The following is a 20,214-nucleotide window of genomic DNA, read 5'->3' as shown; positions in this document are numbered from 1 at the left end:
GTGAGAGCGGACCCGAACTCAGGTCCGGTGGCACAAGGGTTCCGGGGCGTGACGCGAGGCTGGGCGGGGGCGGCTCAGACGCGGCCCCGGCACAGCTCCAGGAGCGTCATCGCGAGCGATGTGCCGGGCTTGCCGAGCGCGTCCCTGTAGTGGGCGAGCACCTCCATCTCGCGCGAGAGGTTCACGCGGCGGCCGCCGGAGGTGATGCGCGCCTCCTGGATCACGGCCGATACGGCCATCCGTTCCTGGATGAGACCGATGATGCGGTCGTCGAGCGCGTCGATGCGCTCGCGTGCGTTCTCGATCACGCCGACGGCCTCGGGGGTGTGGGCGCCGGTCTTGTCGGTGGCGGTGACGGTCATCTGGGGCTCCTGGTGTCGGAAGGGGAACCCCGGAGCGGCAAGGTCCGCGAACGACAGAGCGCCCCGGGCCTTGTCGGCCCGGGGCGCCCGGTAAGTCGCTTGTCAGTGGATTCAAGCAGCTCGACCATGGCAGCCGGTGGGCCGGTTGCCATAGGTAAAGAGGAAGCCGAGGTGCTTGTTCACGGGGCCAGTATGCCCCCAGGCGCGGCCGCCCGGTCAACACGGGCCCGGCCGCGGCTCGGATGGTGAGACGGGCGTCCGGCCGACGGGACCGGTGGGGCGGCCCCGTCGGATGCGACGAAGAGGGACCTGACGGGCCCGTTAGAATCGACAAAACAGACCCCCGCACACGCACTGAGCCCCAGCTCACGCTCAACGCCGGAAGGCCGCCGCCGTGCCATCAGCGTCCCCCGCTGCCGCCGCTCCCGACACCGTCCTGGTCGTCGACTTCGGAGCGCAGTACGCCCAGCTCATCGCCCGTCGCGTCCGTGAGGCCCGGGTCTACAGCGAGATCGTGCCGAGCACCATGCCGGTCGCCGAGATGCTCGCCAAGAACCCCGCGGCGATCATCCTCTCCGGCGGCCCGTCCTCGGTGTACGCGGACGAGGCGCCGCGCCTGGACCGTGCGATCTTCGAGGCCGGCGTCCCCGTCTTCGGCATGTGCTACGGCTTCCAGCTGATGGCGACCACCCTCGGCGGCACCGTCGACAACACCGGCGCGCGCGAGTACGGCCGTACGCCGCTCGCCGTGTCCAAGCCCGGCTCGACGCTCTTCGAGGGCACCCCGGCCGAGCAGTCCGTGTGGATGTCGCACGGCGACGCGTGCAGCGCTGCGCCCGAGGGCTTCTCCGTCACCGCGTCCACGGACGTCGTGCCGGTCGCGGCCTTCGAGAACGACGAGAAGAAGCTGTACGGAGTGCAGTACCACCCCGAGGTCATGCACTCCACGCACGGCCAGCAGGTGCTCGAGCACTTCCTCTACCGGGGCGCGGGCCTGAAGCCCGACTGGACCACCGGCAACATCGTCGAGGAGCAGATCGCCTCGATCCGCGAGCAGGTCGGCAACAAGCGCGCGATCTGCGGCCTCTCCGGCGGCGTCGACTCCGCCGTGGCCGCCGCCCTCGTGCAGAAGGCCATCGGCTCGCAGCTGACCTGTGTGTATGTCGACCACGGTCTGATGCGCAAGAACGAGACCGAGCAGGTCGAGAAGGACTTCGTCGCGGCCACGGGCGTCCAGCTCAAGGTCGTCGACGCGCAGGAGCGCTTCCTCACCGCGCTGGCCGGTGTCTCCGACCCGGAGCAGAAGCGGAAGATCATCGGCCGCGAGTTCATCCGCGTCTTCGAGCAGGCCCAGGCGGAGATCGTCGCCGAGGCGCCGGGCGACCAGCCCGTCGAGTTCCTGGTCCAGGGCACGCTCTACCCGGACGTCGTCGAGTCCGGCGGCGGCACGGGCACGGCGAACATCAAGTCCCACCACAACGTGGGCGGCCTCCCCGAGGACCTCGAGTTCAAGCTGATCGAGCCGCTGCGCCAGCTCTTCAAGGACGAGGTGCGGATGGTCGGGCAGGAGCTCGGTCTGCCGGACGAGATCGTCCAGCGCCAGCCCTTCCCGGGCCCCGGCCTCGGCATCCGCATCGTCGGCGAGGTCACCAAGGACCGCCTCGACCTGCTCCGTGAGGCCGACGCGATCGCCCGCGAGGAGCTGACCGCCGCCGGTCTCGACCGTGACATCTGGCAGTGCCCCGTCGTGCTGCTCGCGGATGTGCGCAGCGTGGGCGTGCAGGGCGACGGCCGGACGTACGGCCACCCGATCGTGCTGCGTCCGGTCTCCTCCGAGGACGCCATGACCGCCGACTGGTCGCGTCTTCCGTACGACGTCCTGGCGAAGATCTCGACGCGCATCACGAACGAGGTCGCCGACGTCAACCGCGTCGTCCTCGACGTGACGAGCAAGCCGCCGGGCACCATCGAGTGGGAGTAGTCCCTGGGGGAGCGATCCCTGGGGGAGTAGTCCCTGGGGGAGCGATCCCGCAGAGCTGAAACGGCGCCGTCCACTGTGGTGGGCGGCGCCGTTCGCGTACGTCACGTACGCCTGGTCGTCCGCGCCGGTGCGCCCGGCTTCCACAGCCGCACCGCCAGATACTTCTCGTCCTTGATGTACGTGCGGACCACCTCCGTCAGTTCCGTGCGGAACAGGTGGAACTCGGACGGGTCCGGCGGCTCGACCTGCCCGACGTACCCGGCCCGTTCCTCGGGGTCCGTGACCTCGATCGCGCGCCCCGCGATCCGGATGTCGCCGCCCGCCATCTCTGTGCCCGAACCCGGATTGGCCTGCAGCGAGAAGCGCGGGTCGCGGCGCAGGTCCACTGCCTTCATCGAGCCCGGCATCATGCCGAGCCACAGCTCGCCGTGCAGGAAACGGACCTCGAGGCCGGTCGTGCGCGGCGATCCGTCCTTGCGGAGCGTCGCCAGGATGTGGTGGGTGAACAGGCCGAACCGCTCTTCCGCGGTCCGGGCGAAGTCGGGTTCTGCCGCGGCGAAGGCGGCCCAGTTCGTCGTCCTCGTCTTCGTCGTCATAGGGAGAGTGTCCCGCCCCAACCAGACATCCGCTGTCCGGATTTACGTCCCCTTCGCGCACTCTCTTCACAGGCATCCCCTGTCTTCCTGCGCTGACCGGCGGTAACTTCCGCTCCGTACCGCGAGGAACGGAGGAACCATGCAGGCGCCCACACCGATACCCGTCGAACGGCTGCAGTTCGCGATGCCGCCCGTCCATGACTCGGCGGCCGACGAACGGCGCTACCGCAAGGAGCGGCTCGCCGGGGCGCTGCGGGTCTTCGGGCGGCTCGGCTACGAGGACGGGGTGTCCGGGCACATCACGGCGCGGGACCCGGAGTACACCGACTGCTTCTGGGTGAACCCCTTCGGGATGCCCTTCAAGCACATCACCGTGGGCGATCTGGTCCTCGCCAACGCGGAAGGGCAGGTCGTGGAGGGCCGCCACCACGTCAACCAGGCCGCCTTCACCGTGCACGCGCAGGCGCATCTGGCGCGGCCCGACGTCGTCGCCGTCGCGCACTGCCACTCGCTGCACGGTCGCGCGCTCTCCACCCTCGGCGAACTCCTCGACCCCCTCACCCAGGAGTCCTGCGCCTTCTACGAGGACCACGCGCTGTACGACGGCTACACCGGTGTCGTCGTCGACGCGGAGGAAGGGCGGCGCATCGCCTCCGCGCTCGGCGACCACAAGGCCGTCATCCTGCGCAACCACGGGCTCCTGACGGTCGGCGACTCCGTGGACGCCGCCGCCTGGTGGTTCCTCGGCATGGAACGCTCCTGCCAGGTCCAGCTGAGCGCGCGGGCCGCGGGCCGTCCGATCCTGATCGGCCACAAGCAGGCGGTGGCCACCCGCGAGCAGCTCGGCAGCGATCTGGTGGCGTGGATCAACTACCAGCCGCTGTGGCAGGACATCAGCCGCAGCGAGCCGGATCTGCTGACCTGAGCCGCGGCTCCCAGCCGCGTCCCGCCGCGTCAACCCCGGTGACCTGCCCTCACCCGCCCTGACCTGACCCGAGCGCCCCCGGCGCCTTCCCGTACGGCACAATCCCCTTTCATCGCAAGGAAGTTCACGGACCGGCGCTCGGCCGAGGGCGGGGTCCAGGGCGGGGAAGGCGGCGTACGCGGTGGCGGTGCAGGAGGCGCGGCAGGGCGCGCACGGGGGCGGCTGCACATGCGGTGACTGTCCGCACGGTGCGCGCGAGGGGCACCGGCGCGCCGTGGCGGAGTTCCTCGCCAAGCGCGACGGGCTCGCGGCCGGGGAGGGGCTGCCCGCGGCGGTCGCGCACTCCGCGGGCGCCTCCCGGCAGTGGGTGTCGGACGAGCTGACCCAGTCCGCGCGGGCCGTCGCCGAACGAGGCCGGGCCGAGGGCGAGGCCTGGCTCGGCCGGCTCTGGCACCGCACCCTCGCCGTGGTCTGGGGCGCGGTGGTCCTGCTGCTCCTCGTCGAGGCGCTCACCGCGATCGGCGCCGGGTGGACCCTCGCCCGGACGGCGGGACTGCTCGCGGCCGTCGTCGTGGGCGGCCTGCTGACCGGTGCGGGATACGCGCACCGGGCGCGCGGCGGCATCCTCGCGCCGGTGATCGGTGAGGACAACCGGCTCTCCACTTCCCGTGCCGTGGCGGCCTGTTGGGTCCTCCTCGTCGTCTTCGCGGTGCTCGTCCTCGCCGGGCAGCTGGCCGGAGCGTCCGGACACCGGGAGCGGGACGCGCTGATCGGCGGTCTCGAACTCGCCCGCGCCGCCGGTGCCGTGACGGTCCTTGCCGTGGTCTGCGGCGTCGCCGTCCTCGTACGCCGTGTGGTGGGCCTGCGGGTCCTCGGCCAGCGGCTGCAGAAGGTGCCGGCCGACCGCCCCCGCGCCGCCGACCTGCTCACCGACGACGCGGGCCGCGGCAGCTTCGCGGACGCGCAGTATGTGCTCGTCAGCGCCGTCGCCATGGTCTTCGCCGCCGTACGCCTCGCGCGCCGCCCCGAGCAGCTGCCCGATCTGCCGTGGGGGCTCGCGCTGCTCGTCCTGGTCTCCGCGGCGACATACCTGGCCGGCAAGTACGCCGAAGGAGGGCGGCCCGTGATCCTCTCCGTGGTGCGCTCCCGCGAGGCGGGCGACCTCGACGCCCCCATCCGCACCGGCGACGACATCGAGATCCGCGGCGCCGGATTCGTGCCCCCGGGCGCGCAGAGCGCCGACCGGCTCGCCCGGATGGTCGTCCGCATCGGAACCGTCCACGTCCATGTCCCGCTCGTCCCCGTCCCCGGCGGATTCACCAACCCGACCGACACCGTCCTCACCGTCCCGGTCCCGGTCGACGTCGAGCCGGGCCGCGTCGACGTCCAGGTGATCACCGCGGCGGGCGTGGAGACGAACCGCTGCGCGATCGACGTCACGGACTGAGCCGCGTCCGTACTTGGGAAATCGGCGTACGCCACTGAGCGGGTCCCCCTGTTCCTACGTATCGTCTGATGACGGGTCACCGGGCGAGACGGTCAACGGGAGAGGCGGCGAGAGCGATGGCTCACGGCATGCGCACCGACAGCCACACCAGCTACGTCAGAAGCACCGGGTGGCGGGAGAGCGCCTCCCGGTACGCACTGCTCCCGCTCCGGATCTTCCTCGGCGTCACCTTCATCTACGCCGGCCTCGACAAGCTCACCGACAGCGCCTTCATGGCGGACAGCGGCGCCGGGTCCATCGGCGAGATGATGGAGGGCGTCCGGGACATCTCCGCCATCCCGGCCCTCGTCGACCTCGCCCTCAGGAGCCCCGTCGGCTTCGGCTACGCCATCGCCCTCGGTGAACTGGCCGTCGGCATCGGCACCCTGATCGGCCTGTTCGCCCGGATCGCGGCGCTCGGCGGCGCCCTCATCTCGCTCAGCCTCTGGCTGACCGTGAGCTGGTCCACCGAGCCCTACTACTACGGCAACGACCTCGCCTACCTGATGGCCTGGCTGCCCCTGATCCTCGCCGGGGCGTCCGTCTTCTCCGCAGACGCGATGCTCGCCACCCGGCGCAGGCGGGCCTCGGGGCTCGTCTAGCCGTCCTCCGGGTCGGACACGGCGCCCGGCGGGGCATCCGCCGCGGAGCCTGCCGGGCGGTGGCCCGACCTGCCGCGTATGCCGTAGGCCACGGCTGCCGTCGCGCCCCCGAGCAGCAGACCCGCCAGGGTCAGCGGGAACGCCAGGAACCACGGGGTCTCCCAGGCGCCGCCCGCGTCACCCGCGTAGGCGATCGCCGCTATCAGCAGGAAGAGGCCCAGGACCAGCTTGCCGGGACGAAACTCATGACGTAGCACGGATCACCTCCGCCTGTCCGATGCCGACTTCGACGGTCAGCTCCAGCGTGCCGCCGTCCTTGCTGCCCGCGGGCGGGTCCAACGTCTCCGTCTTCTCCTTGCCCGGAGCGATGTCCACGTCTCCGTTGCGATCGTCCGGCAACCGGATGTCGCCCACGCCCACTTCGACGCTCAACTTCACCGTGCTGTCCTTCGGCACGATCACCTTCAGCCGTCCGGCACCGACCTCGGCACTCGTCGTCAGTGTCTTGCCCTTGCCGGGACCGGCGCGGGTCAGATCCAGCGTGCCTACCCCGGCCCCCAGCTCGTAGTGGGACCTGACCTGGGATGCCGCCGTCGGCGTCCAGGTCGTGCGCGCCCATGTGGTGCCGATGTCCTTGGGCAGCGCGGCCGCGCCCGCGAGCAGCATGGCCGTGATCACCGCGAGGACGACCGAGCCCGCTCCCGTACGCCCGGCGAAGGCGCTGACGGCGATACCGATCGCGAACACGCCGAGCGCCAACGCGAGTCCGGTCTGCAGGCTGGTGCCGAGCGCCTGGTCCTCCCACGTCAGGCCGGTGCCGAGGCCGCCGGCGAGCAGCGCCGTCAGGAAGACCGTGCCGCCGATCCAGCGCGGGCCGCGCGGCCTGGGCTCGGGGGGCGGGGCCGCTGGCTCGCGCTCCCGTATCCGACGGCCGTGCGGCGGATCAGGTCGGTACTCGACGGTCACACCCTCCGGCCCCCAGAAATAGCCCGAGATCCCGTCGTGCGTGCCGTCCTTCACTATCGGGTCCCGCCACCACGAAGGGGCCCCGGCCACCGGCGGCGCTTTCGCCTCGGGCGGGGCGTCCGCCACTGTCTGGGCCGCCACCGGGTCGGGGTCGGTCAGGCCGCGCTGCTGCGACCAGTACCCCGCGCCCGCCAGGAGCAGGGCGAGCACCGCGGCGAAGGTGAGCGCCCCGCCGTTGTTCAACAGCGAGAGGAAGACGCCGCAGCCGACGAGCGCGAAGAGTATGGCGGTCATCGCCTGGCCGTCGACCCGGCCTGAGAGCAGCCTGCGCGCCTCGTTCTCCTCCTCGTCCTCGTACGGCACGAACAGCCATGCGAAGCCGTAGAAAACAAGGCCGAGCCCGCTGGTGAGGGAGAGGACGGTGAGGCCGATCCGGAAGATCACCGGGTCCATGTCGCACTGCCGCCCGAGCCCCGCGCACACCCCGCCCAGCTTCTTGTGCCGCCGGTCGCGGCGGAAGCCGCGCACGCCGGCCGGCCCGCCCGGCTCCTGCGCCGGGGCGGACAGCGGATCGCGCGGCGCGGCCTGCGGGCCCGTCGCGGCGGGCTGCTCGTCTGTCATGTGTCCATGGTGACGGGCGGGAGGCCGTGACGGCAGTCGGGACAACCCTGGCCGAACCCTGATATCACCCCTGACACAGCCCTGCCCCGAGCTAGGCCCGCCGTCCGTCGGGGTCGGAGATCAGGGGAGTCTCGGGGGTCGACCCTGATGCCCGCGCCCGCGTACGCGTGTGAATATCGGAGACATGCCGGAAGCCGCAGCAGGAACCATCGAAGACGAGCGGCCGCTGCGAAAGCTCTACCGCAGCGGTGACGGCCGTTGGCTCGGCGGGGTCGCGCGCGGCCTCGCCGGGCACCTCGGCCTGCCCGTCGTCTGGGTGCGGCTGATCTTCGTCGGCCTGTTCACGGCGGACGGACTTGGCGCGTTGCTGTACGCGGCCTTCTGGTTCTTCGTGCCGCTCGGCGTCGGAGGCGTCGACGCCGAGCGCCCGCCCTCCGCCGTCACCACCGAGACGACGCCCGACGGCCGCCGCAGACTCGTGGCACGCAAGCCCGACAAGGGCCAGCTCGTCGCGCTGCTCGCGATGGTCGTCGTCGCCCTGGTCTTCGTGGGCAACGTGGACCTGGGCAACTCCACCAAGGCCTATCTCGTGCCGACCCTGCTCGTCGCCGCCGGTGTCGCCCTGGTCTGGCGCCAGGCCGACAACGCCCGCAGGGCCCGCTGGATGGCGGTGGGCCGCCGCAGGCGCACGCTGACCATCGCCCGCGCGGCGGCCGGTGTGCTGCTGGTGGGCGCCGGTGTCTCCGGCATCGTCGTGCTGCAGGGCTCGACCTCGCACCTCAGCTCCGTGCTGCAGGCGGCGCTCGCGGTGCTCGTCGGCATCGCGCTGCTCGCCGGCCCCTATCTCATCCGCATGATGCAGGACCTCTCCGAGGAGCGGCTGATGCGCATCCGCGCCCAGGAGCGCGCGGAGGTCGCCGCCCATGTGCACGACTCGGTGCTGCACACCCTGACCCTGATCCAGCGCAACGCGGAGAACGCGGGAGAGGTCCGCCGCCTGGCCCGCGCCCAGGAGCGCGACCTGCGCCAGTGGCTCTACAAACCGGAGGGCACCGGCAAGGACGAGGACGAGGAGCCCGACACCCTCGCCGAGGCCGTCCGGCGCAACGCCGCGGAGGTGGAGGACAAGCACGGCGTCCCCATCGAGGTCGTCATCGTCGGCGACTGCCCGCTCGACGAAAGGCTGTCCGCGCAGATGCAGGCCGCGCGGGAAGCAATGGTGAACGCCGCCAAGTACGGTGGCGAGGGCGGTGCGGTGCAGGTCTTCGCCGAGGTGGAGGGGGAGACGGTGTTCGTGTCCGTCCGGGACCGTGGCCCCGGCTTCGACCTGGATTCCGTGCCGGACGACCGCATGGGCGTACGAGAATCGATCATCGGCCGTATGCAGCGCAACGGCGGCACGGCGCGGCTGCGCGCGGTGCCCGGGGGCGGCACGGAAGTCGAGCTGGAGATGGAGAGGACGGCGACGACATGAGCGACACCAACGACGCGGGTGAGCCGGGCGGGGCGACGGGCGCGGACGGGGCGGCCGAGACCGAGGCCCCGGCGGTGGACGGCGGGGACGTGGCGCGCCGGGTGCGCGTGGTCCTCGTGGACGACCACCGGATGTTCCGTACGGGCGTCCAGGCGGAGATCGGCAGGACGCCGATCACCGGGGTCGAGGTCGTGGGCGAGGCCGCCGACGTCGACCAGGCGGTCACGGTCATCACCGCGGAGCGTCCGGAGGTGGTGCTCCTCGACGTCCACCTTCCCGGGGGCGGCGGCGTCGAAGTCCTGCGCCGCTGCGCGCCGTTGATGTCCGACGCCGAGAACCCGGTGCGGTTCCTCGCGCTGTCCGTCTCGGACGCCGCGGAGGACGTCATCGGGGTCATCCGCGGCGGCGCCCGCGGCTATGTCACCAAGACCATCACCGGCACGGACCTGGTCGACTCCATCTTCCGGGTGCAGGACGGCGACGCGGTGTTCTCGCCGCGCCTCGCCGGCTTCGTCCTCGACGCCTTCGCGTCGACGGACGCGCCGCCGGTCGACGAGGACCTGGACCGCCTCACCCAGCGCGAGCGCGAGGTGCTGCGGCTCATCGCGCGGGGGTACGCGTACAAGGAGATCGCCAAGCAGCTCTTCATCTCCGTGAAGACGGTCGAGTCGCATGTGTCGGCGGTGCTGCGGAAGCTGCAGCTGTCGAACCGGCACGAGCTGACGCGGTGGGCGACGGCGCGGCGGCTGGTCTGACGGTCCGGGCTGGTCTGACGGTCCGGTCTGGTCCGACGGTCAGGGCCGGTCCGACGGTCAGGGCGGGGCTGACGGTCCGCGCTGGTCCGGCGGTTCGGCTCCCTCAGCGGTGCGTGCCGCCCGCGATCGGGGACACCTTTCGGACCGCCCATCGGTAGTGTCCTACCGCCTTCGCGATGCCGATCAGGCCGGTCAGCCACAGGACCAGGCCCGCGCCCATGCCGAGGGCGACATCGCCGTAGGAGTCCCGGCCAGGCTCCGCGTACGCGGCGGCGGCGAAGGACGCCCACAGGCCCAGCGTGCACAGCAGGAAGGACCCCAGGAGCCAGCAGAGGCTGAGGGCGGGGGCGCGGAGCGCGGCGGCCGCCTCCGGGTGGCTGTCCAACTCCAGCCAGCTCTCGGTGAGTTCGCGCAGCTTCCGGTCCCGCCGGATGCCGAGGACGACGCCGATCACCGAGGGGACGAGCGCACCGAGGCCGAGGACGGCGCAGAGCGGACCGAACACGATGACCATGACCTCCTCGTCCTCGACCATCTGGATCGGCAGCGCGAGCAGCGACCACCCGATGACGCCGCCGAGCCCCAACAGCCAGAGCAGCAGCAGCCGGTGGATGCCCAGGGTGCGCCTGCGGAGCTCCGCGAGCGCCAGGCCCCGGTCGGCGATGAGCGCGTTCCGGTCCGGCCAGGTGCGCAGATGGACGGGCGGCGGAGGGGGCGGCAGCGTACGGCGGGACATGAGCCAGAACAGTACCTTCGGGCCTGTTCAGCGCTCCGCGAGGCCCCTCAGGCCAGCGCTCCGTGGGGCCCTCACGCCGTCCCGAACCCCTCACGCCGTCCCGAACCCCTCACGCCACCCGCGTCGCCCCCGCGAACGGCATCTGGCTGATCGGCGCGAGGCGGACCGGCGCGCTCGGGTTGGGGGCGTGGATCATCTGGCCGTTGCCCACATAGATGCCGACATGGCTGATGCCCTGGTAGAAGAAGACCAGGTCGCCCGGCTGGAGTTGGGAGCGCGAGACCTTGTTGCCCGCCGCGATCTGCGCATACGTCGTACGCGGGATGGAGACCCCCGCGGAGCGGTACGCGGCCTGGGTGAGCCCCGAGCAGTCGAAGGCGTTGGGCCCGGTCGCGCCCCAGACGTAGGGGCTGCCGAGCGCCTCGTACGCGTACGCGACGGCCGCCTGGGCGCGGGCGCCCACACCCTTCGCCGGGGTGTTCAGGGCATCGCGGCCGGCTTCGCGGGAGGCCCTGTCCCGGCCGCCGTCGCCGCCCGCGAGCCGCGCACGCTCTTCGGAGGTCAGCCGGGCGAGGAGCTTCTTGGCGGAGTCGAGCTTTCCGTTGACCGTCTTCTTGTGCCGCTGCAGCTCCGCCTGGCGGGACTTGAGGCGGGCGAGTGTGCCGTCGGCCTCGCTGTGCAGCTGGTCGATCTCCTGGAGCTGTTTGCCCACGCTCCGGACGGCCGAGGCCTGGCGGTTGCCCGCCCGGTCGGCGAGCGCGGCCCGCTCCAGGAACTGGTCCGGGTCGGAGGAGAGCGCGAGCTGCACGGCCGGATCGACGCCGCCGCTGCGGTACTGCGCGGCGGCGATCGAACCGAGGCCCTCGCGCGCCGAGTTGAGCTTCTCCGTCTTGCGGGCCGCCTCGTCCCGCAGCTCGCCCAGGGACTCCTCCGCCTTGTCGGCCTTCTCCTTGGCGCCGTTGTACTTCTCGGTGGCGACCTCCGCCTCGCGGTAGAGCGCGTCGACCTTGTTCTTCACCTCGGCCGGGCTGAGCCGGGGCTCCGCGTGGCCCGTGCCGTCGAAGGCGGTCGCCGTCGCGGCCCCGGCAAGGGCGATGGTGGCGGCGGTACGGGCCGTATGGCCACTGAGTGAGCGCCGGCTGGGCTTGCGGTGCGCTGCCACGGGTGCTCCTTAGGGTCCGGCGGCGGCCCGCACAGGGGGAACAGGCCGCCGCCGGCTTCTCGGCGGTGGTGGCCGACTGCCGCCCCTGGTCCGGACGGCGGTGGGGAGCCGGTCACCTGACGAAGGACGCTAAACCTGGCCGTCACGGCTTGGTGACGGGATGCACTCAACTGACGGAAGTGCGCCGACCGGTGACCGTATGTGACTGCGCGTACCGCCGGGACGCGCCCCCTTCGAACGGGCCCGTGACCGATGCGGCGCTTGTGGCCCGCCCGGTGGCAGTGGGGTGGTACGGAGGGGCGGGAGGGCCCCGGCTAGGCTCCGGAACCATGGACGTACTCACCCATGTCTTCGTCGGCCTGCACATCATCGGCATCGCTTCCCTGCTGGGCGGCTTCCTCACCCAGATGAAGCAGATGGGCCAGGGCACGGCCCGTTTCACCCCGGCGATGCTGCACGGCGCGCTGACCATGCTGGTCACGGGCGTGATCCTGGTGGGCCTCAATCAGGCGGACGACAACCCGGTCAACAACCTCAAGATCGGCATCAAGATGGCCGTGCTGATCGTGATCCTCGCGCTGGTCTATGTGAAGCGGGACGAGGAGAAGGTCGACAAGGGCATGTTCGGGGCGGTGGGCCTGCTGACGGTCGTGAACATCTTCATCGCGGTGCTCTGGACCTGAGCCGACCGCAGAAGACTTGAGCCGGTCCGCAGAAGACCTGAGCCGACCGCAGAAAACGGCCTCCACGCACGCGTGGAGGCCGTTTTCGTGTGTGACGGTTACGCCGGCCGCACCACGCTGTGGATCGGCATGTAGTAGATCGACTCGACGCGGACGTTCGTGCCCGGCTTCGGGGCGTGGATCATCTTGCCGTCGCCGATGTAGATCCCGACGTGGCTGATGTCGTCGTAGAAGAAGACCAGGTCGCCCGGCTTGGCGTCGGCCGTCTTCACCGTCGTGCCGACCTTCACCTGGTCCCACGTCGTACGCGGCAGGTCGATCCCGGCGGCCTTCCACGCGTCCTGGGTGAGCCCGGAGCAGTCGTAGGAGTCGGGGCCCGTCGCGCCCCACACGTACGGCTTGCCGATTTGCGCCTCCGCGAAGTCGATGACCTTCGCGGCCTTCGTCGCGTAGCCGCTGTCGGCGTCCCCAGAACCGGTGCCGGAGCCGGTGTCCGGGGTCTCCGTGCTGTCGCCGGTCCCGTCGGTCCCGTCGTTCTGCTGCTCTTCCTCGCGCTCCTTCTGGGCGGCCTCCTCGGCCGCCTTGCGCTTGGCCTCCGCCTCGGCCTCGGCCTTCTGCTTGGCCGCCAGCTCCGCGGCCTTGCGCTTGGCCTCTTCTTCCTTCTTCTTCTCGATCGCCGCGAGCCGCGCCTTCTCCTCGGCGGTCAGCTCCGAGAGCAGCGTCCGCGCCTTGGTCAGCTTCTCCTGGACGGCGGCCTTGCTCGTCTTCAGGTCGTCCCGGGAATCGCTCAGCGTCTCCAGGGACTTGGCGGCCTTCGTACGCTGCTTCGTCGCCGACGCCTGCTGCGTCTGGTAGTCGTCGACGGCCTTCTTCTGGCGCTCGGTCAGCCGGTCCGAGAGATGGTTCTGGTCGAAGTACCCCTGCGGGTCCTCGGCGAGCATCATCGTGGCGGTCTCGGAGACGGCGCCGGTGCGGTACTGGGCAGCGGCGAACGAGCCGAGTTCCTGGCGGGCCTCGTTCAGCTTGTCCGTGCGCTTGGCCACGTCGTCCAGGAGCGTGTCGACCTTCTTGCGCTGCTTCTCGGTGCGCTCCTTGGCCGAGTTGTACTTCTGGGTGGCCACGCCGGCCTGGTGGTAGAGGTCGTCGACCTTCTTCTGGACCTCTTCGAGGCTGGGCTTCTGCGGCGCGGAGGGGGCAGCGTTCGCGCTCTGCGACAGGAGGGCCACGGAGGTGAGGGCCGCCGTCGTGATGCCGATGGCGGGAGTGGTGCGTATTCCGGCAATGCGGGTCCGCGGCTTGCGGTGCGACGCCAAGGGAGGCGACTCCTTCCGTAGACCGCCTACCGGGTTAGCTGTCGGGTTCGGGCGGGTGGTTCGGAAGGTTGCCCTACAGTCCCGTACTACGTACGGGACCGATTCACCCCAAGGTCATGGTGGGTCCCCGGCTCCGAGGTGATCGGACTCGGCGGAGGCCACCCGTTCCCGGCGGGGTTCGCCGGTGGGAGTACGAGCAGCCCGCGGAGCACGCTAGCCAACTCGTGTGGCTCATGTGAAGGTTGATGTGCGATATGCCCGATACATTTTCGTGACTTTACGAAGCTCTTGACGCGGGCACGTCGTGTCGTAGCGGAGTGTCACCGTCCGCGGGCGGGGTGTAGGCGGGGTTCGTGGCCGGAACCCGGGGCGGGTTGTCAGTGGGGCGGCCTAGACTCGGGAGGCGATGAGCAGCCTCTTTGATGACAGCTTCCTGGCGGACCTCCAGCCCTCGCGGGCATCGGAGGAGGAGCCCCCGCCGCCGCCCGAGGACAGCGCTCCGGAGCCCATTCCGGATGATCTGTTCGACGGGGAGTTCGACGCGCCCGCACCCCGGGACGCGCATTACCGGGACGGCGCCCCCCGACCGGTGATCGACCCGGCGGCGCTGATCTTCGGGCTGAACGAGAACCAGCGGGCGGCCGTCCTGCACGCCGACTCCCCGCTGCTCATCGTGGCCGGTGCCGGCTCAGGAAAGACCCGCGTCCTCACCCACCGCATCGCGTACCTGCTGGCCGCGAGGAACGTGCATCCGGGACAGATCCTGGCGATCACGTTCACGAACAAGGCCGCGGGCGAGATGAAGGAGCGCGTCGAGCAACTCGTCGGGCCGCGCGCCAACGCGATGTGGGTGTCGACCTTCCACAGCGCGTGCGTCCGCATACTGCGCCGCGAGGCGAAGACGATCGGGATGACCTCCTCCTTCTCGATCTATGACGCCGCGGACTCCAAGCGGCTGATGGCCCTGGTCTGCCGCGACCTGGACATCGACCCGAAGAAGTTCCCGCCGAAGTCCTTCAGCGCCAAGATCTCGAACCTGAAGAACGAGCTGATCGACGAGGAGACCTTCGCGGGTCAGGCCGCCGACGGCTTCGAGAAGACCCTCGCCCAGGCGTACGCGATGTACCAGTCGCGCCTGCGCGAGGCGAACGCGCTGGACTTCGACGACCTGATCATGACGACGGTCAACATGTTCCGCGCGTTCCCGGACGTCGCCGAGCACTACAGGCGCCGCTTCCGCCACGTGATGGTCGACGAGTACCAGGACACCAACCACGCGCAGTACGCCCTGGTGCGCGAGCTGGTCGGTCCCTCCGGAGGCGAGGGCGACGACCCCGCCGAGCTCTGTGTCGTGGGTGACGCGGACCAGTCGATCTACGCCTTCCGGGGCGCCACGATCCGCAACATCCTCCAGTTCGAGGAGGACTACCCGGACGCGACCACGATCCTCCTGGAGCAGAACTACCGCTCCACCCAGACGATCCTGACGGCGGCCAACGCCGTGATCGAGCGCAACGAGAGCCGCCGCCCCAAGAACCTGTGGACCAACGCGGGCGCGGGCTCGCGCATCACCGGCTATGTCGCCGACACCGAGCACGACGAGGCGCAGTTCGTCGCCGACGAGATCGACCGGCTCACCGACGCGGGCGAGGCGAAGGCCGGCGACGTGGCGATCTTCTACCGGACGAACGCGCAGTCGCGTGTCTTCGAAGAGATCTTCATCCGCGTCGGCCTGCCCTACAAGGTCGTCGGCGGCGTCCGCTTCTACGAGCGCAAGGAGGTCCGGGACGTCCTCGCGTATCTGCGCGTGCTCGCCAACCCGGAGGACTCCGTCCCGCTGCGCCGCATTCTCAACGTACCCAAGAGGGGCATCGGCGACCGCGCGGAGGCGATGATCGACGCGCTCTCGCAGCGCGAGAAGATCTCCTTCCCGCAGGCGCTGAAGCGCGTCGACGAGGCGTACGGAATGGCGGCCCGCTCGGCGAACGCCGTCAAGCGTTTCAACACGCTGATGGAGGAGCTGCGGACCGTCGTGGAGTCCGGCGCGGGCCCCGCCGTCGTCCTGGAGGCCGTGCTCGAACGGACCGGGTATCTCGCCGAGTTGCAGGCGTCGACCGACCCGCAGGACGAGACGCGCATCGAGAACCTCCAGGAACTGGCCGCCGTGGCCCTGGAGTTCGAGCAGGACAGCGGGGCCGCGGAGGGGGCCGAGGGCGAAGGTGAGGCCGCCGGCACCGGTGTCTCCGGCTCGCTCTCCGAGTTCCTGGAGCGGGTCGCGCTCGTCGCCGACTCCGACCAGATCCCGGACGAGGAAGACGACGGCTCCGGAGTCATCACGCTGATGACGCTGCACACCGCCAAGGGCCTGGAGTTCCCCGTCGTCTTCCTGACCGGCATGGAGGACGGCGTCTTCCCGCACATGCGCTCCCTCGGCCAGGTCAAGGAGCTGGAGGAGGAGCGCCGTCTCGCGTACGTGGGCATCACGCGCGCGCGGGAGCGGCTCTACCTGACGCGGTCCTCGATGCGCAGCGCCTGGGGCCAGCCCTCGTACAACCCGCCGTCGCGCTTCCTGGAGGAGATCCCGGAGGCCCAACTGGTCTGGAAGCGGACGGGTTCCGTCGGCGCACCGGTGTCGTCCTCCGGGCCCGCCGCGGGAATCACCTCTTCCCTGTCCTCGTCCCGCTCGCGTGCCGGGGGCGCGCAGGGCTTCGCCACGCGCCGCGCGACCGAGAAGCCGGTGGTCTCGCTGGCGGTCGGGGACCGGGTGACGCACGACCAGTTCGGCCTCGGCACCGTGGTCGGGGTGAAGGGCTCGGGGGCCAACGCGGAAGCGACGATCGACTTCGGAGAGCCCAAGCCGAAGCGGCTGCTGCTGAGGTACGCGCCGGTGGAGAAGCTGTAGCCGGGAACAGCGCTGTAGCCGTGACGGCCCTGTAGCCGTAAAGGCGGGGGCGGCGGCCTGAGTGACGTCAGGTCGTCGCCGCAGCGGCATGCCAGGTCGTCGCCGCAGCGGCGGCCCGGCAGTCGTGGGTTACGTCGGGTCGAGGTCGTGGCTGCGCAGCCACGGCAGCGGGTCGATCGCCGAGCCGCCGCCGGGGCGCACCTCGAAGTGCAGATGCGGGCCGGTGGAGTTGCCGGAGTTCCCGGAGAAGGCGATGACGTCGCCCGCCTTGACGGGACCGCTGGAGATCTTGTGCGTGGAGAGGTGGCAGTACCACGTCTCCGTGCCGTCCTTGGCGGTCACGATCGCCATGTTTCCGTAGGCACTGTTCCACTTCGTGGAGACGGTGCCGTCGGTCGCGGCCATCACTTCGGTGCCGTACGACACCGGGAAGTCGATTCCGGAGTGCTGCGACATCCAGTTGATGCCGGCCTGGCCGTAATAGGCGCTCAGCCCCTGCTGCTTGACCGGCAGTGCGAACTTGGGGCGCAGCCGCTCCTTGCGGGCGGCCTCCTCGGCGGCCTTCTTCTCGGCGGCCACCTTCTGCGCCTTGAGGTCGATGCGCTCCTGGGTGCGGCTCGCCCGGTCCGCGAAGTCGCCCGCGTCCGCCGAGAGGTTCGCCAGCTGCGTGTCCAGCTTGTTGTTGGCGGCCGAGGGCTTCACCGACGTCGGGTCCGGGGCGGAAGCCTGTGTCTCCTTGCCGTCGTCACCGCCGAAGTCACCCACGGAGGCGGCGGCGATACCGGCGACGCCCATCACACAGGCCGAGGGCACGGCCACCGTGAGGAGAGCGGAACGCTTGGCGGGGGTGCGGCGGCGGGTCCGCGAGCGGGAGCCCCGGGAGCGGTCCAGGATCGGCGGCTCGTCGTCGGTGTCGCGGCCGAGCCCCGGCTGGATCGGGCCGAGCGGCTCGGCGGGCGCCTCGTCGGGGGTGAACTCGTGCTCGGCGGGGGTCGGTTGGGCGTAGGACCCGGAGGCGTAGGAGTCGACGGCGTCGGCCGCGTAGGGCGACTCGGCGGCATCGGGTGCCCCGGTCGCGTACGCCGCGTGCTCGTAGGCCTCGGGAGCCTCGACGGATTCAGGGGTTCCGTACGTCTCGGGGGCCGCGGGGGAGTTCCACGCGGTCGCGTCGTACGCGCCGGTGTCGAACGCCTGCGTCTCCCACTGGCCGGTCTCCCACTGACCGGTCTGCTGCGGCTGGTTCCAGGCGGTGGCGTCCCACTGGCCGCTGGTGTCCGGGCCCGGCTGGGCGGGGATGTCCGCGGCGAGGGTCTGATAGCCGCCGGTCGACCAGACTCCGCTGGTGTCGTAGCCGCCGGTGTCGTAACCCGTGCTGTCGTACGCGGCTTGGTGCTGCGTGGCGTACGGGTCGTAGTCGACGGTCTGCTGGGTGCCCGTGGTGGACCACTGACCGGTGTCGTACGCACCGCCGGGCATGTCGCCGAAGAGCGGGTCGGACGCGAAGGTTCCGGTGTCGGTGCCCGTCGTGTCGTAACCGGTGGTGGCGAAGGCGCCGGTGGCGTAACCGTCGTACCCGGTGTAGCCGCCGTGCTGCGCGCCCTCGTCGTACGACGCGTAGGACGCATAGTCGGCGGGTGCCGAGGCCGGGGGGGTGGGGGTCCCCGACGGGTGACGGTCGTTCACCAACTTCTCTTTCGCCTCGGCAGCAGGGGGCAGAGCAGTGCGGTGACTGTACCCGGCGGTACGCGGGCGCGACAATCTTCGGCAGGTTTCCCGATCTCAGGAAACGGGCATTCGGCCGCCTTTCGGCGGACTGTGGGCACAGCTTTGGCCCTGCGTTCGAGAAACGTTCGATGAATCGTGGGGAACGCGGGTGCGGGAGCCGCTGCTCAGGCCCCCGCACCGATCAGTTCCGCGTCCCCGTCCCGGCCGGCGTCACGCCACCGTCAGTCCGTTCAGCGCGCCCGCGTCCCGATCGCCCTTCGCCGGCTGGTCGATCGCCTGGCGAATTCCCGTGGCCACGGCGGGATGCACGGGCAGGGCGAGGTGACCGATGCCCGAGACGCGTACGTTCTGCGCGTTCAGGTCGGGATGGTCCACACAGGCTGTTTCCAGCGGGACCATCAGCTGGTCGAGGTCGCTCCAGAAGCTCACGAAGCGCGTGCGGCACCCCGGCGCGGGTTCGCGCAACTCCTCGATCACATCTGAGCCGGGGCGCATCTGGCGCACGATGGGGTGTGCGTCGGCCAGCGGCACCACCCGTGTGCCCGAGTGCGGCGTGCCGAGGGTGACGAGGGTGCGTACGCGGTTGTCGCCGCCGAGGCGCTGGGCGTAGTAGCGGGCTATGAGTCCGCCGAGGCTGTGGCCGACGATGTCGACCCGGGCGTGTCCCGTGCGCTCGCAGATCTCCTCTATATGGCGGCCGAGCAACTCGGCGGCGGTGCGGATGTCGCAGGTGAGGGGGGAGTAGTTGAGGGACTCCACATGACGGCTGCCGTGCTGGGCGAGGGAGCGGCGCAGCAGGACGAAGACCGAGCGGTTGTCGATGAAGCCGTGCAGGAGGACGACCGGGGGCCTGCTCTTGGTGGGGAGCTGCTGGGCCTCGGGCGGGGACTGTTCGGGGGCGGCCCTGCGTTCCGGGACGATGCCCGACGGGTAGAGGAGCAGATGCCCGGCGAGGATGGCCAGCTCCAGGGCGGTCGCCTTCAGCAGGGTCAGGGAGATCCCCGCCAGTCTGACGGGGAGCACGGAGCAGAGCGGGCGAAAGGGCAGCACCCTCGTGACGGTCATGGTCGACCTCCCGGTCGGCACGCGGGAGGACGGCTCCGGCCCCCGTGTGCCCGTAGGGGGAAGGCGCGGCGGAGGTCGGGCGGCGGTGTGCTGCGGTCGCCGGTGGTGCACCGGCGGCCGGCGCGATCGCCGGTGCGCCGCACCATCACGCCGCGCGGCTGACCGCGTGGTGGTGCGGCGACCTCTGTGCGGCTCCCCTCGCGCCGTCCCGGAGGCGGTCCGAAGGCCGCCGGATACGGGAGTGGCGCGCAGCGAACGTGTCCCATCGTGTGATTTCCCCCTCGCTCTCCACCGTGAAACTGCCGGGTGAGAGATGCTGGAGATAACGTTCGTTCACTTCCCCGGCCGGTGCGGCACGGGGTGCCAGTGCTCGGACAGATGGATATCGGTACATGGAGGCAGTGATGGGTGTGGCAGCCGGTCCGATCCGCGTGGTGGTCGCCAAGCCGGGTCTCGACGGTCATGATCGCGGGGCCAAGGTGATCGCGCGGGCACTGCGTGACGCCGGTATGGAGGTCATCTACACCGGACTGCACCAGACGCCCGAGCAGGTCGTGGACACCGCGATCCAGGAGGACGCCGACGCGATCGGCCTGTCCATCCTCTCCGGTGCGCACAACACGCTCTTCGCGCGCGTGATCGAGCTGCTCAAGGAGCGCGACGCGGAGGACATCAAGGTCTTCGGCGGCGGCATCATCCCCGAGGACGACATCACGCCGCTCAAGGCGAAGGGCGTCGCGGAGATCTTCACGCCCGGCGCGACGACGGCTTCGATCGTGGACTGGGTGCGGGCGAACGTGCGGCAGTCGACGGGGGCCTGAGGCGGGCGGTTCCGTGCGGAGTCGGTCGGTTCCTGAACC

Annotated in this window: 18 protein-coding genes and 1 riboswitch; of the genes, 9 read left to right on the top strand and 9 right to left on the bottom strand. The window is 70.8% G+C overall.

Translation table 11 applies throughout. The annotated features are described in order from the left end of the window. Window positions 1-74 precede the first annotated feature (74 nt). Window positions 75-362, bottom strand: coding sequence for a chorismate mutase (locus ACIBKX_RS12425; protein WP_363272993.1), 288 nt, complete (start codon window positions 360-362; stop codon window positions 75-77). A gap of 394 nt (window positions 363-756) precedes the next feature. On the opposite strand from ACIBKX_RS12425, the gene guaA reads away from it, so the two are divergent. Further along, entirely contained in the window at window positions 757-2,343 is a 1,587-nt protein-coding gene (gene guaA, locus ACIBKX_RS12420; protein WP_363272994.1) for a glutamine-hydrolyzing GMP synthase, read from the top strand. A gap of 101 nt (window positions 2,344-2,444) precedes the next feature. On the opposite strand, the gene ACIBKX_RS12415 is transcribed toward guaA, so the two are convergent. Next, window positions 2,445-2,939: a pyridoxamine 5'-phosphate oxidase family protein gene (locus ACIBKX_RS12415; RefSeq protein WP_363272995.1), complete on the bottom strand. Its 495-nt coding sequence runs from the start codon at window positions 2,937-2,939 to the stop codon at window positions 2,445-2,447. 139 nt (window positions 2,940-3,078) lie between these two features. On the opposite strand from ACIBKX_RS12415, the gene ACIBKX_RS12410 reads away from it, so the two are divergent. The 3 genes from ACIBKX_RS12410 (at window position 3,079) to ACIBKX_RS12400 (ending at window position 5,952) form a co-directional block, all read left to right on the top strand. Then, window positions 3,079-3,864: a class II aldolase/adducin family protein gene (locus tag ACIBKX_RS12410; protein WP_363272996.1), complete on the top strand. Its 786-nt coding sequence runs from the start codon at window positions 3,079-3,081 to the stop codon at window positions 3,862-3,864. A gap of 181 nt (window positions 3,865-4,045) precedes the next feature. After that, window positions 4,046-5,311, top strand: a complete 1,266-nt coding sequence (locus ACIBKX_RS12405) for a hypothetical protein (RefSeq protein ID WP_363272997.1) — start codon at window positions 4,046-4,048, stop codon at window positions 5,309-5,311. Window positions 5,312-5,427: 116 nt separating this feature from the next. Continuing rightward, window positions 5,428-5,952 carry a DoxX family protein gene (locus ACIBKX_RS12400; protein ID WP_363272998.1) on the top strand — a complete coding sequence of 175 codons (525 nt, stop codon included), beginning with the start codon at window positions 5,428-5,430 and terminating at the stop codon, window positions 5,950-5,952. On the opposite strand, the gene ACIBKX_RS12395 is transcribed toward ACIBKX_RS12400, so the two are convergent. Both ACIBKX_RS12395 and ACIBKX_RS12390 read right to left on the bottom strand, forming a co-directional pair. After that, window positions 5,949-6,209 (bottom strand): hypothetical protein, encoded by a 261-nt coding sequence (locus ACIBKX_RS12395; RefSeq protein WP_363272999.1) that lies wholly within the window; start codon window positions 6,207-6,209, stop codon window positions 5,949-5,951. The two genes, ACIBKX_RS12400 and ACIBKX_RS12395, sit on opposite strands and share 4 nt — an antisense overlap. Beyond that, a complete protein-coding gene (locus ACIBKX_RS12390) occupies window positions 6,196-7,539 on the bottom strand; it encodes a PspC domain-containing protein (protein WP_363273000.1) in 1,344 nt (447 codons plus the stop codon). The genes ACIBKX_RS12395 and ACIBKX_RS12390 overlap by 14 nt, the downstream gene beginning before the upstream one ends. A gap of 184 nt (window positions 7,540-7,723) precedes the next feature. On the opposite strand from ACIBKX_RS12390, the gene ACIBKX_RS12385 reads away from it, so the two are divergent. Both ACIBKX_RS12385 and ACIBKX_RS12380 read left to right on the top strand, forming a co-directional pair. Next, complete coding sequence (locus ACIBKX_RS12385) at window positions 7,724-9,013, top strand: PspC domain-containing protein (RefSeq protein WP_363273001.1); 1,290 nt, start codon at window positions 7,724-7,726, stop codon at window positions 9,011-9,013. After that, window positions 9,010-9,768, top strand: a complete 759-nt coding sequence (locus ACIBKX_RS12380; RefSeq protein ID WP_363273002.1) for a response regulator transcription factor — start codon at window positions 9,010-9,012, stop codon at window positions 9,766-9,768. Before ACIBKX_RS12385 ends, ACIBKX_RS12380 begins: the two co-directional genes overlap by 4 nt. Before the next feature lie 103 nt (window positions 9,769-9,871). Here ACIBKX_RS12380 and ACIBKX_RS12375 read toward each other — a convergent pair whose 3' ends face one another. Both ACIBKX_RS12375 and ACIBKX_RS12370 read right to left on the bottom strand, forming a co-directional pair. Then, the gene (locus tag ACIBKX_RS12375) at window positions 9,872-10,504 is read right to left on the bottom strand and encodes a hypothetical protein (protein WP_363273003.1); all 633 of its coding nucleotides are present in this window, start codon (window positions 10,502-10,504) and stop codon (window positions 9,872-9,874) included. Window positions 10,505-10,613: 109 nt separating this feature from the next. Next, complete coding sequence (locus tag ACIBKX_RS12370) at window positions 10,614-11,666, bottom strand: NlpC/P60 family protein (protein ID WP_363273004.1); 1,053 nt, start codon at window positions 11,664-11,666, stop codon at window positions 10,614-10,616. 329 nt (window positions 11,667-11,995) lie between these two features. Between ACIBKX_RS12370 and ACIBKX_RS12365 the strand changes: the two genes are divergently transcribed. Then, entirely contained in the window at window positions 11,996-12,349 is a 354-nt protein-coding gene (locus tag ACIBKX_RS12365; RefSeq protein ID WP_363273005.1) for a hypothetical protein, read from the top strand. Between the two features lie 98 nt (window positions 12,350-12,447). Here the strand turns inward: ACIBKX_RS12365 and ACIBKX_RS12360 are convergent, their stop codons facing one another. After that, on the bottom strand, window positions 12,448-13,662 hold the full coding sequence (locus tag ACIBKX_RS12360; RefSeq protein WP_363273006.1) for an NlpC/P60 family protein: 1,215 nt from the start codon (window positions 13,660-13,662) through the stop codon (window positions 12,448-12,450). A 7-nt stretch (window positions 13,663-13,669) separates the two neighbouring features. Next, window positions 13,670-13,826, bottom strand: a riboswitch (cyclic di-AMP (ydaO/yuaA leader). Between the two features lie 242 nt (window positions 13,827-14,068). Between ACIBKX_RS12360 and pcrA the strand changes: the two genes are divergently transcribed. After that, entirely contained in the window at window positions 14,069-16,564 is a 2,496-nt protein-coding gene (gene pcrA / locus ACIBKX_RS12355; RefSeq protein WP_363273007.1) for a DNA helicase PcrA, read from the top strand. A 129-nt stretch (window positions 16,565-16,693) separates the two neighbouring features. Here pcrA and ACIBKX_RS12350 read toward each other — a convergent pair whose 3' ends face one another. Together ACIBKX_RS12350 and ACIBKX_RS12345 are read right to left on the bottom strand one after the other, a co-directional pair. Beyond that, window positions 16,694-18,247: a M23 family metallopeptidase gene (locus ACIBKX_RS12350; protein ID WP_363273008.1), complete on the bottom strand. Its 1,554-nt coding sequence runs from the start codon at window positions 18,245-18,247 to the stop codon at window positions 16,694-16,696. Between the two features lie 252 nt (window positions 18,248-18,499). Continuing rightward, window positions 18,500-19,354, bottom strand: coding sequence for an alpha/beta fold hydrolase (locus tag ACIBKX_RS12345; RefSeq protein WP_363273009.1), 855 nt, complete (start codon window positions 19,352-19,354; stop codon window positions 18,500-18,502). A gap of 404 nt (window positions 19,355-19,758) precedes the next feature. Here ACIBKX_RS12345 and ACIBKX_RS12340 point away from each other — a divergent pair, with 404 nt between their 5' ends. Next, window positions 19,759-20,175 (top strand): cobalamin B12-binding domain-containing protein, encoded by a 417-nt coding sequence (locus tag ACIBKX_RS12340; RefSeq protein ID WP_363273010.1) that lies wholly within the window; start codon window positions 19,759-19,761, stop codon window positions 20,173-20,175. Window positions 20,176-20,214 lie beyond the last annotated feature (39 nt).

It is taken from the genome of Streptomyces sp. NPDC050658 (assembly GCF_044457025.1).
Lineage (GTDB): Bacteria > Actinomycetota > Actinomycetes > Streptomycetales > Streptomycetaceae > Streptomyces.
The sequence above is the reverse complement of the archived record's forward strand: the minus strand, read 5'-3'. Positions and strand labels throughout refer to the sequence as shown.

Excerpts from the sequence above, each read along its gene's own strand:
- ACIBKX_RS12425 (WP_363272993.1), bottom strand. The coding sequence starts at position 362 with ATGACCGTCACCGCCACCGACAAGACCGGCGCCCACACCCCCGAGGCC.
- ACIBKX_RS12415 (WP_363272995.1), bottom strand. The coding sequence starts at position 2,939 with ATGACGACGAAGACGAGGACGACGAACTGGGCCGCCTTCGCCGCGGCA.
- ACIBKX_RS12410 (WP_363272996.1), top strand. The coding sequence starts at position 3,079 with ATGCAGGCGCCCACACCGATACCCGTCGAACGGCTGCAGTTCGCGATG.
- ACIBKX_RS12400 (WP_363272998.1), top strand. The coding sequence starts at position 5,428 with ATGGCTCACGGCATGCGCACCGACAGCCACACCAGCTACGTCAGAAGC.
- ACIBKX_RS12390 (WP_363273000.1), bottom strand. The coding sequence starts at position 7,539 with ATGACAGACGAGCAGCCCGCCGCGACGGGCCCGCAGGCCGCGCCGCGC.
- ACIBKX_RS12385 (WP_363273001.1), top strand. The coding sequence starts at position 7,724 with ATGCCGGAAGCCGCAGCAGGAACCATCGAAGACGAGCGGCCGCTGCGA.
- ACIBKX_RS12380 (WP_363273002.1), top strand. The coding sequence starts at position 9,010 with ATGAGCGACACCAACGACGCGGGTGAGCCGGGCGGGGCGACGGGCGCG.
- ACIBKX_RS12375 (WP_363273003.1), bottom strand. The coding sequence starts at position 10,504 with ATGTCCCGCCGTACGCTGCCGCCCCCTCCGCCGCCCGTCCATCTGCGC.
- ACIBKX_RS12365 (WP_363273005.1), top strand. The coding sequence starts at position 11,996 with ATGGACGTACTCACCCATGTCTTCGTCGGCCTGCACATCATCGGCATC.
- pcrA (WP_363273007.1), top strand. The coding sequence starts at position 14,069 with ATGAGCAGCCTCTTTGATGACAGCTTCCTGGCGGACCTCCAGCCCTCG.
- ACIBKX_RS12345 (WP_363273009.1), bottom strand. The coding sequence starts at position 19,354 with ATGACCGTCACGAGGGTGCTGCCCTTTCGCCCGCTCTGCTCCGTGCTC.
- ACIBKX_RS12340 (WP_363273010.1), top strand. The coding sequence starts at position 19,759 with ATGGGTGTGGCAGCCGGTCCGATCCGCGTGGTGGTCGCCAAGCCGGGT.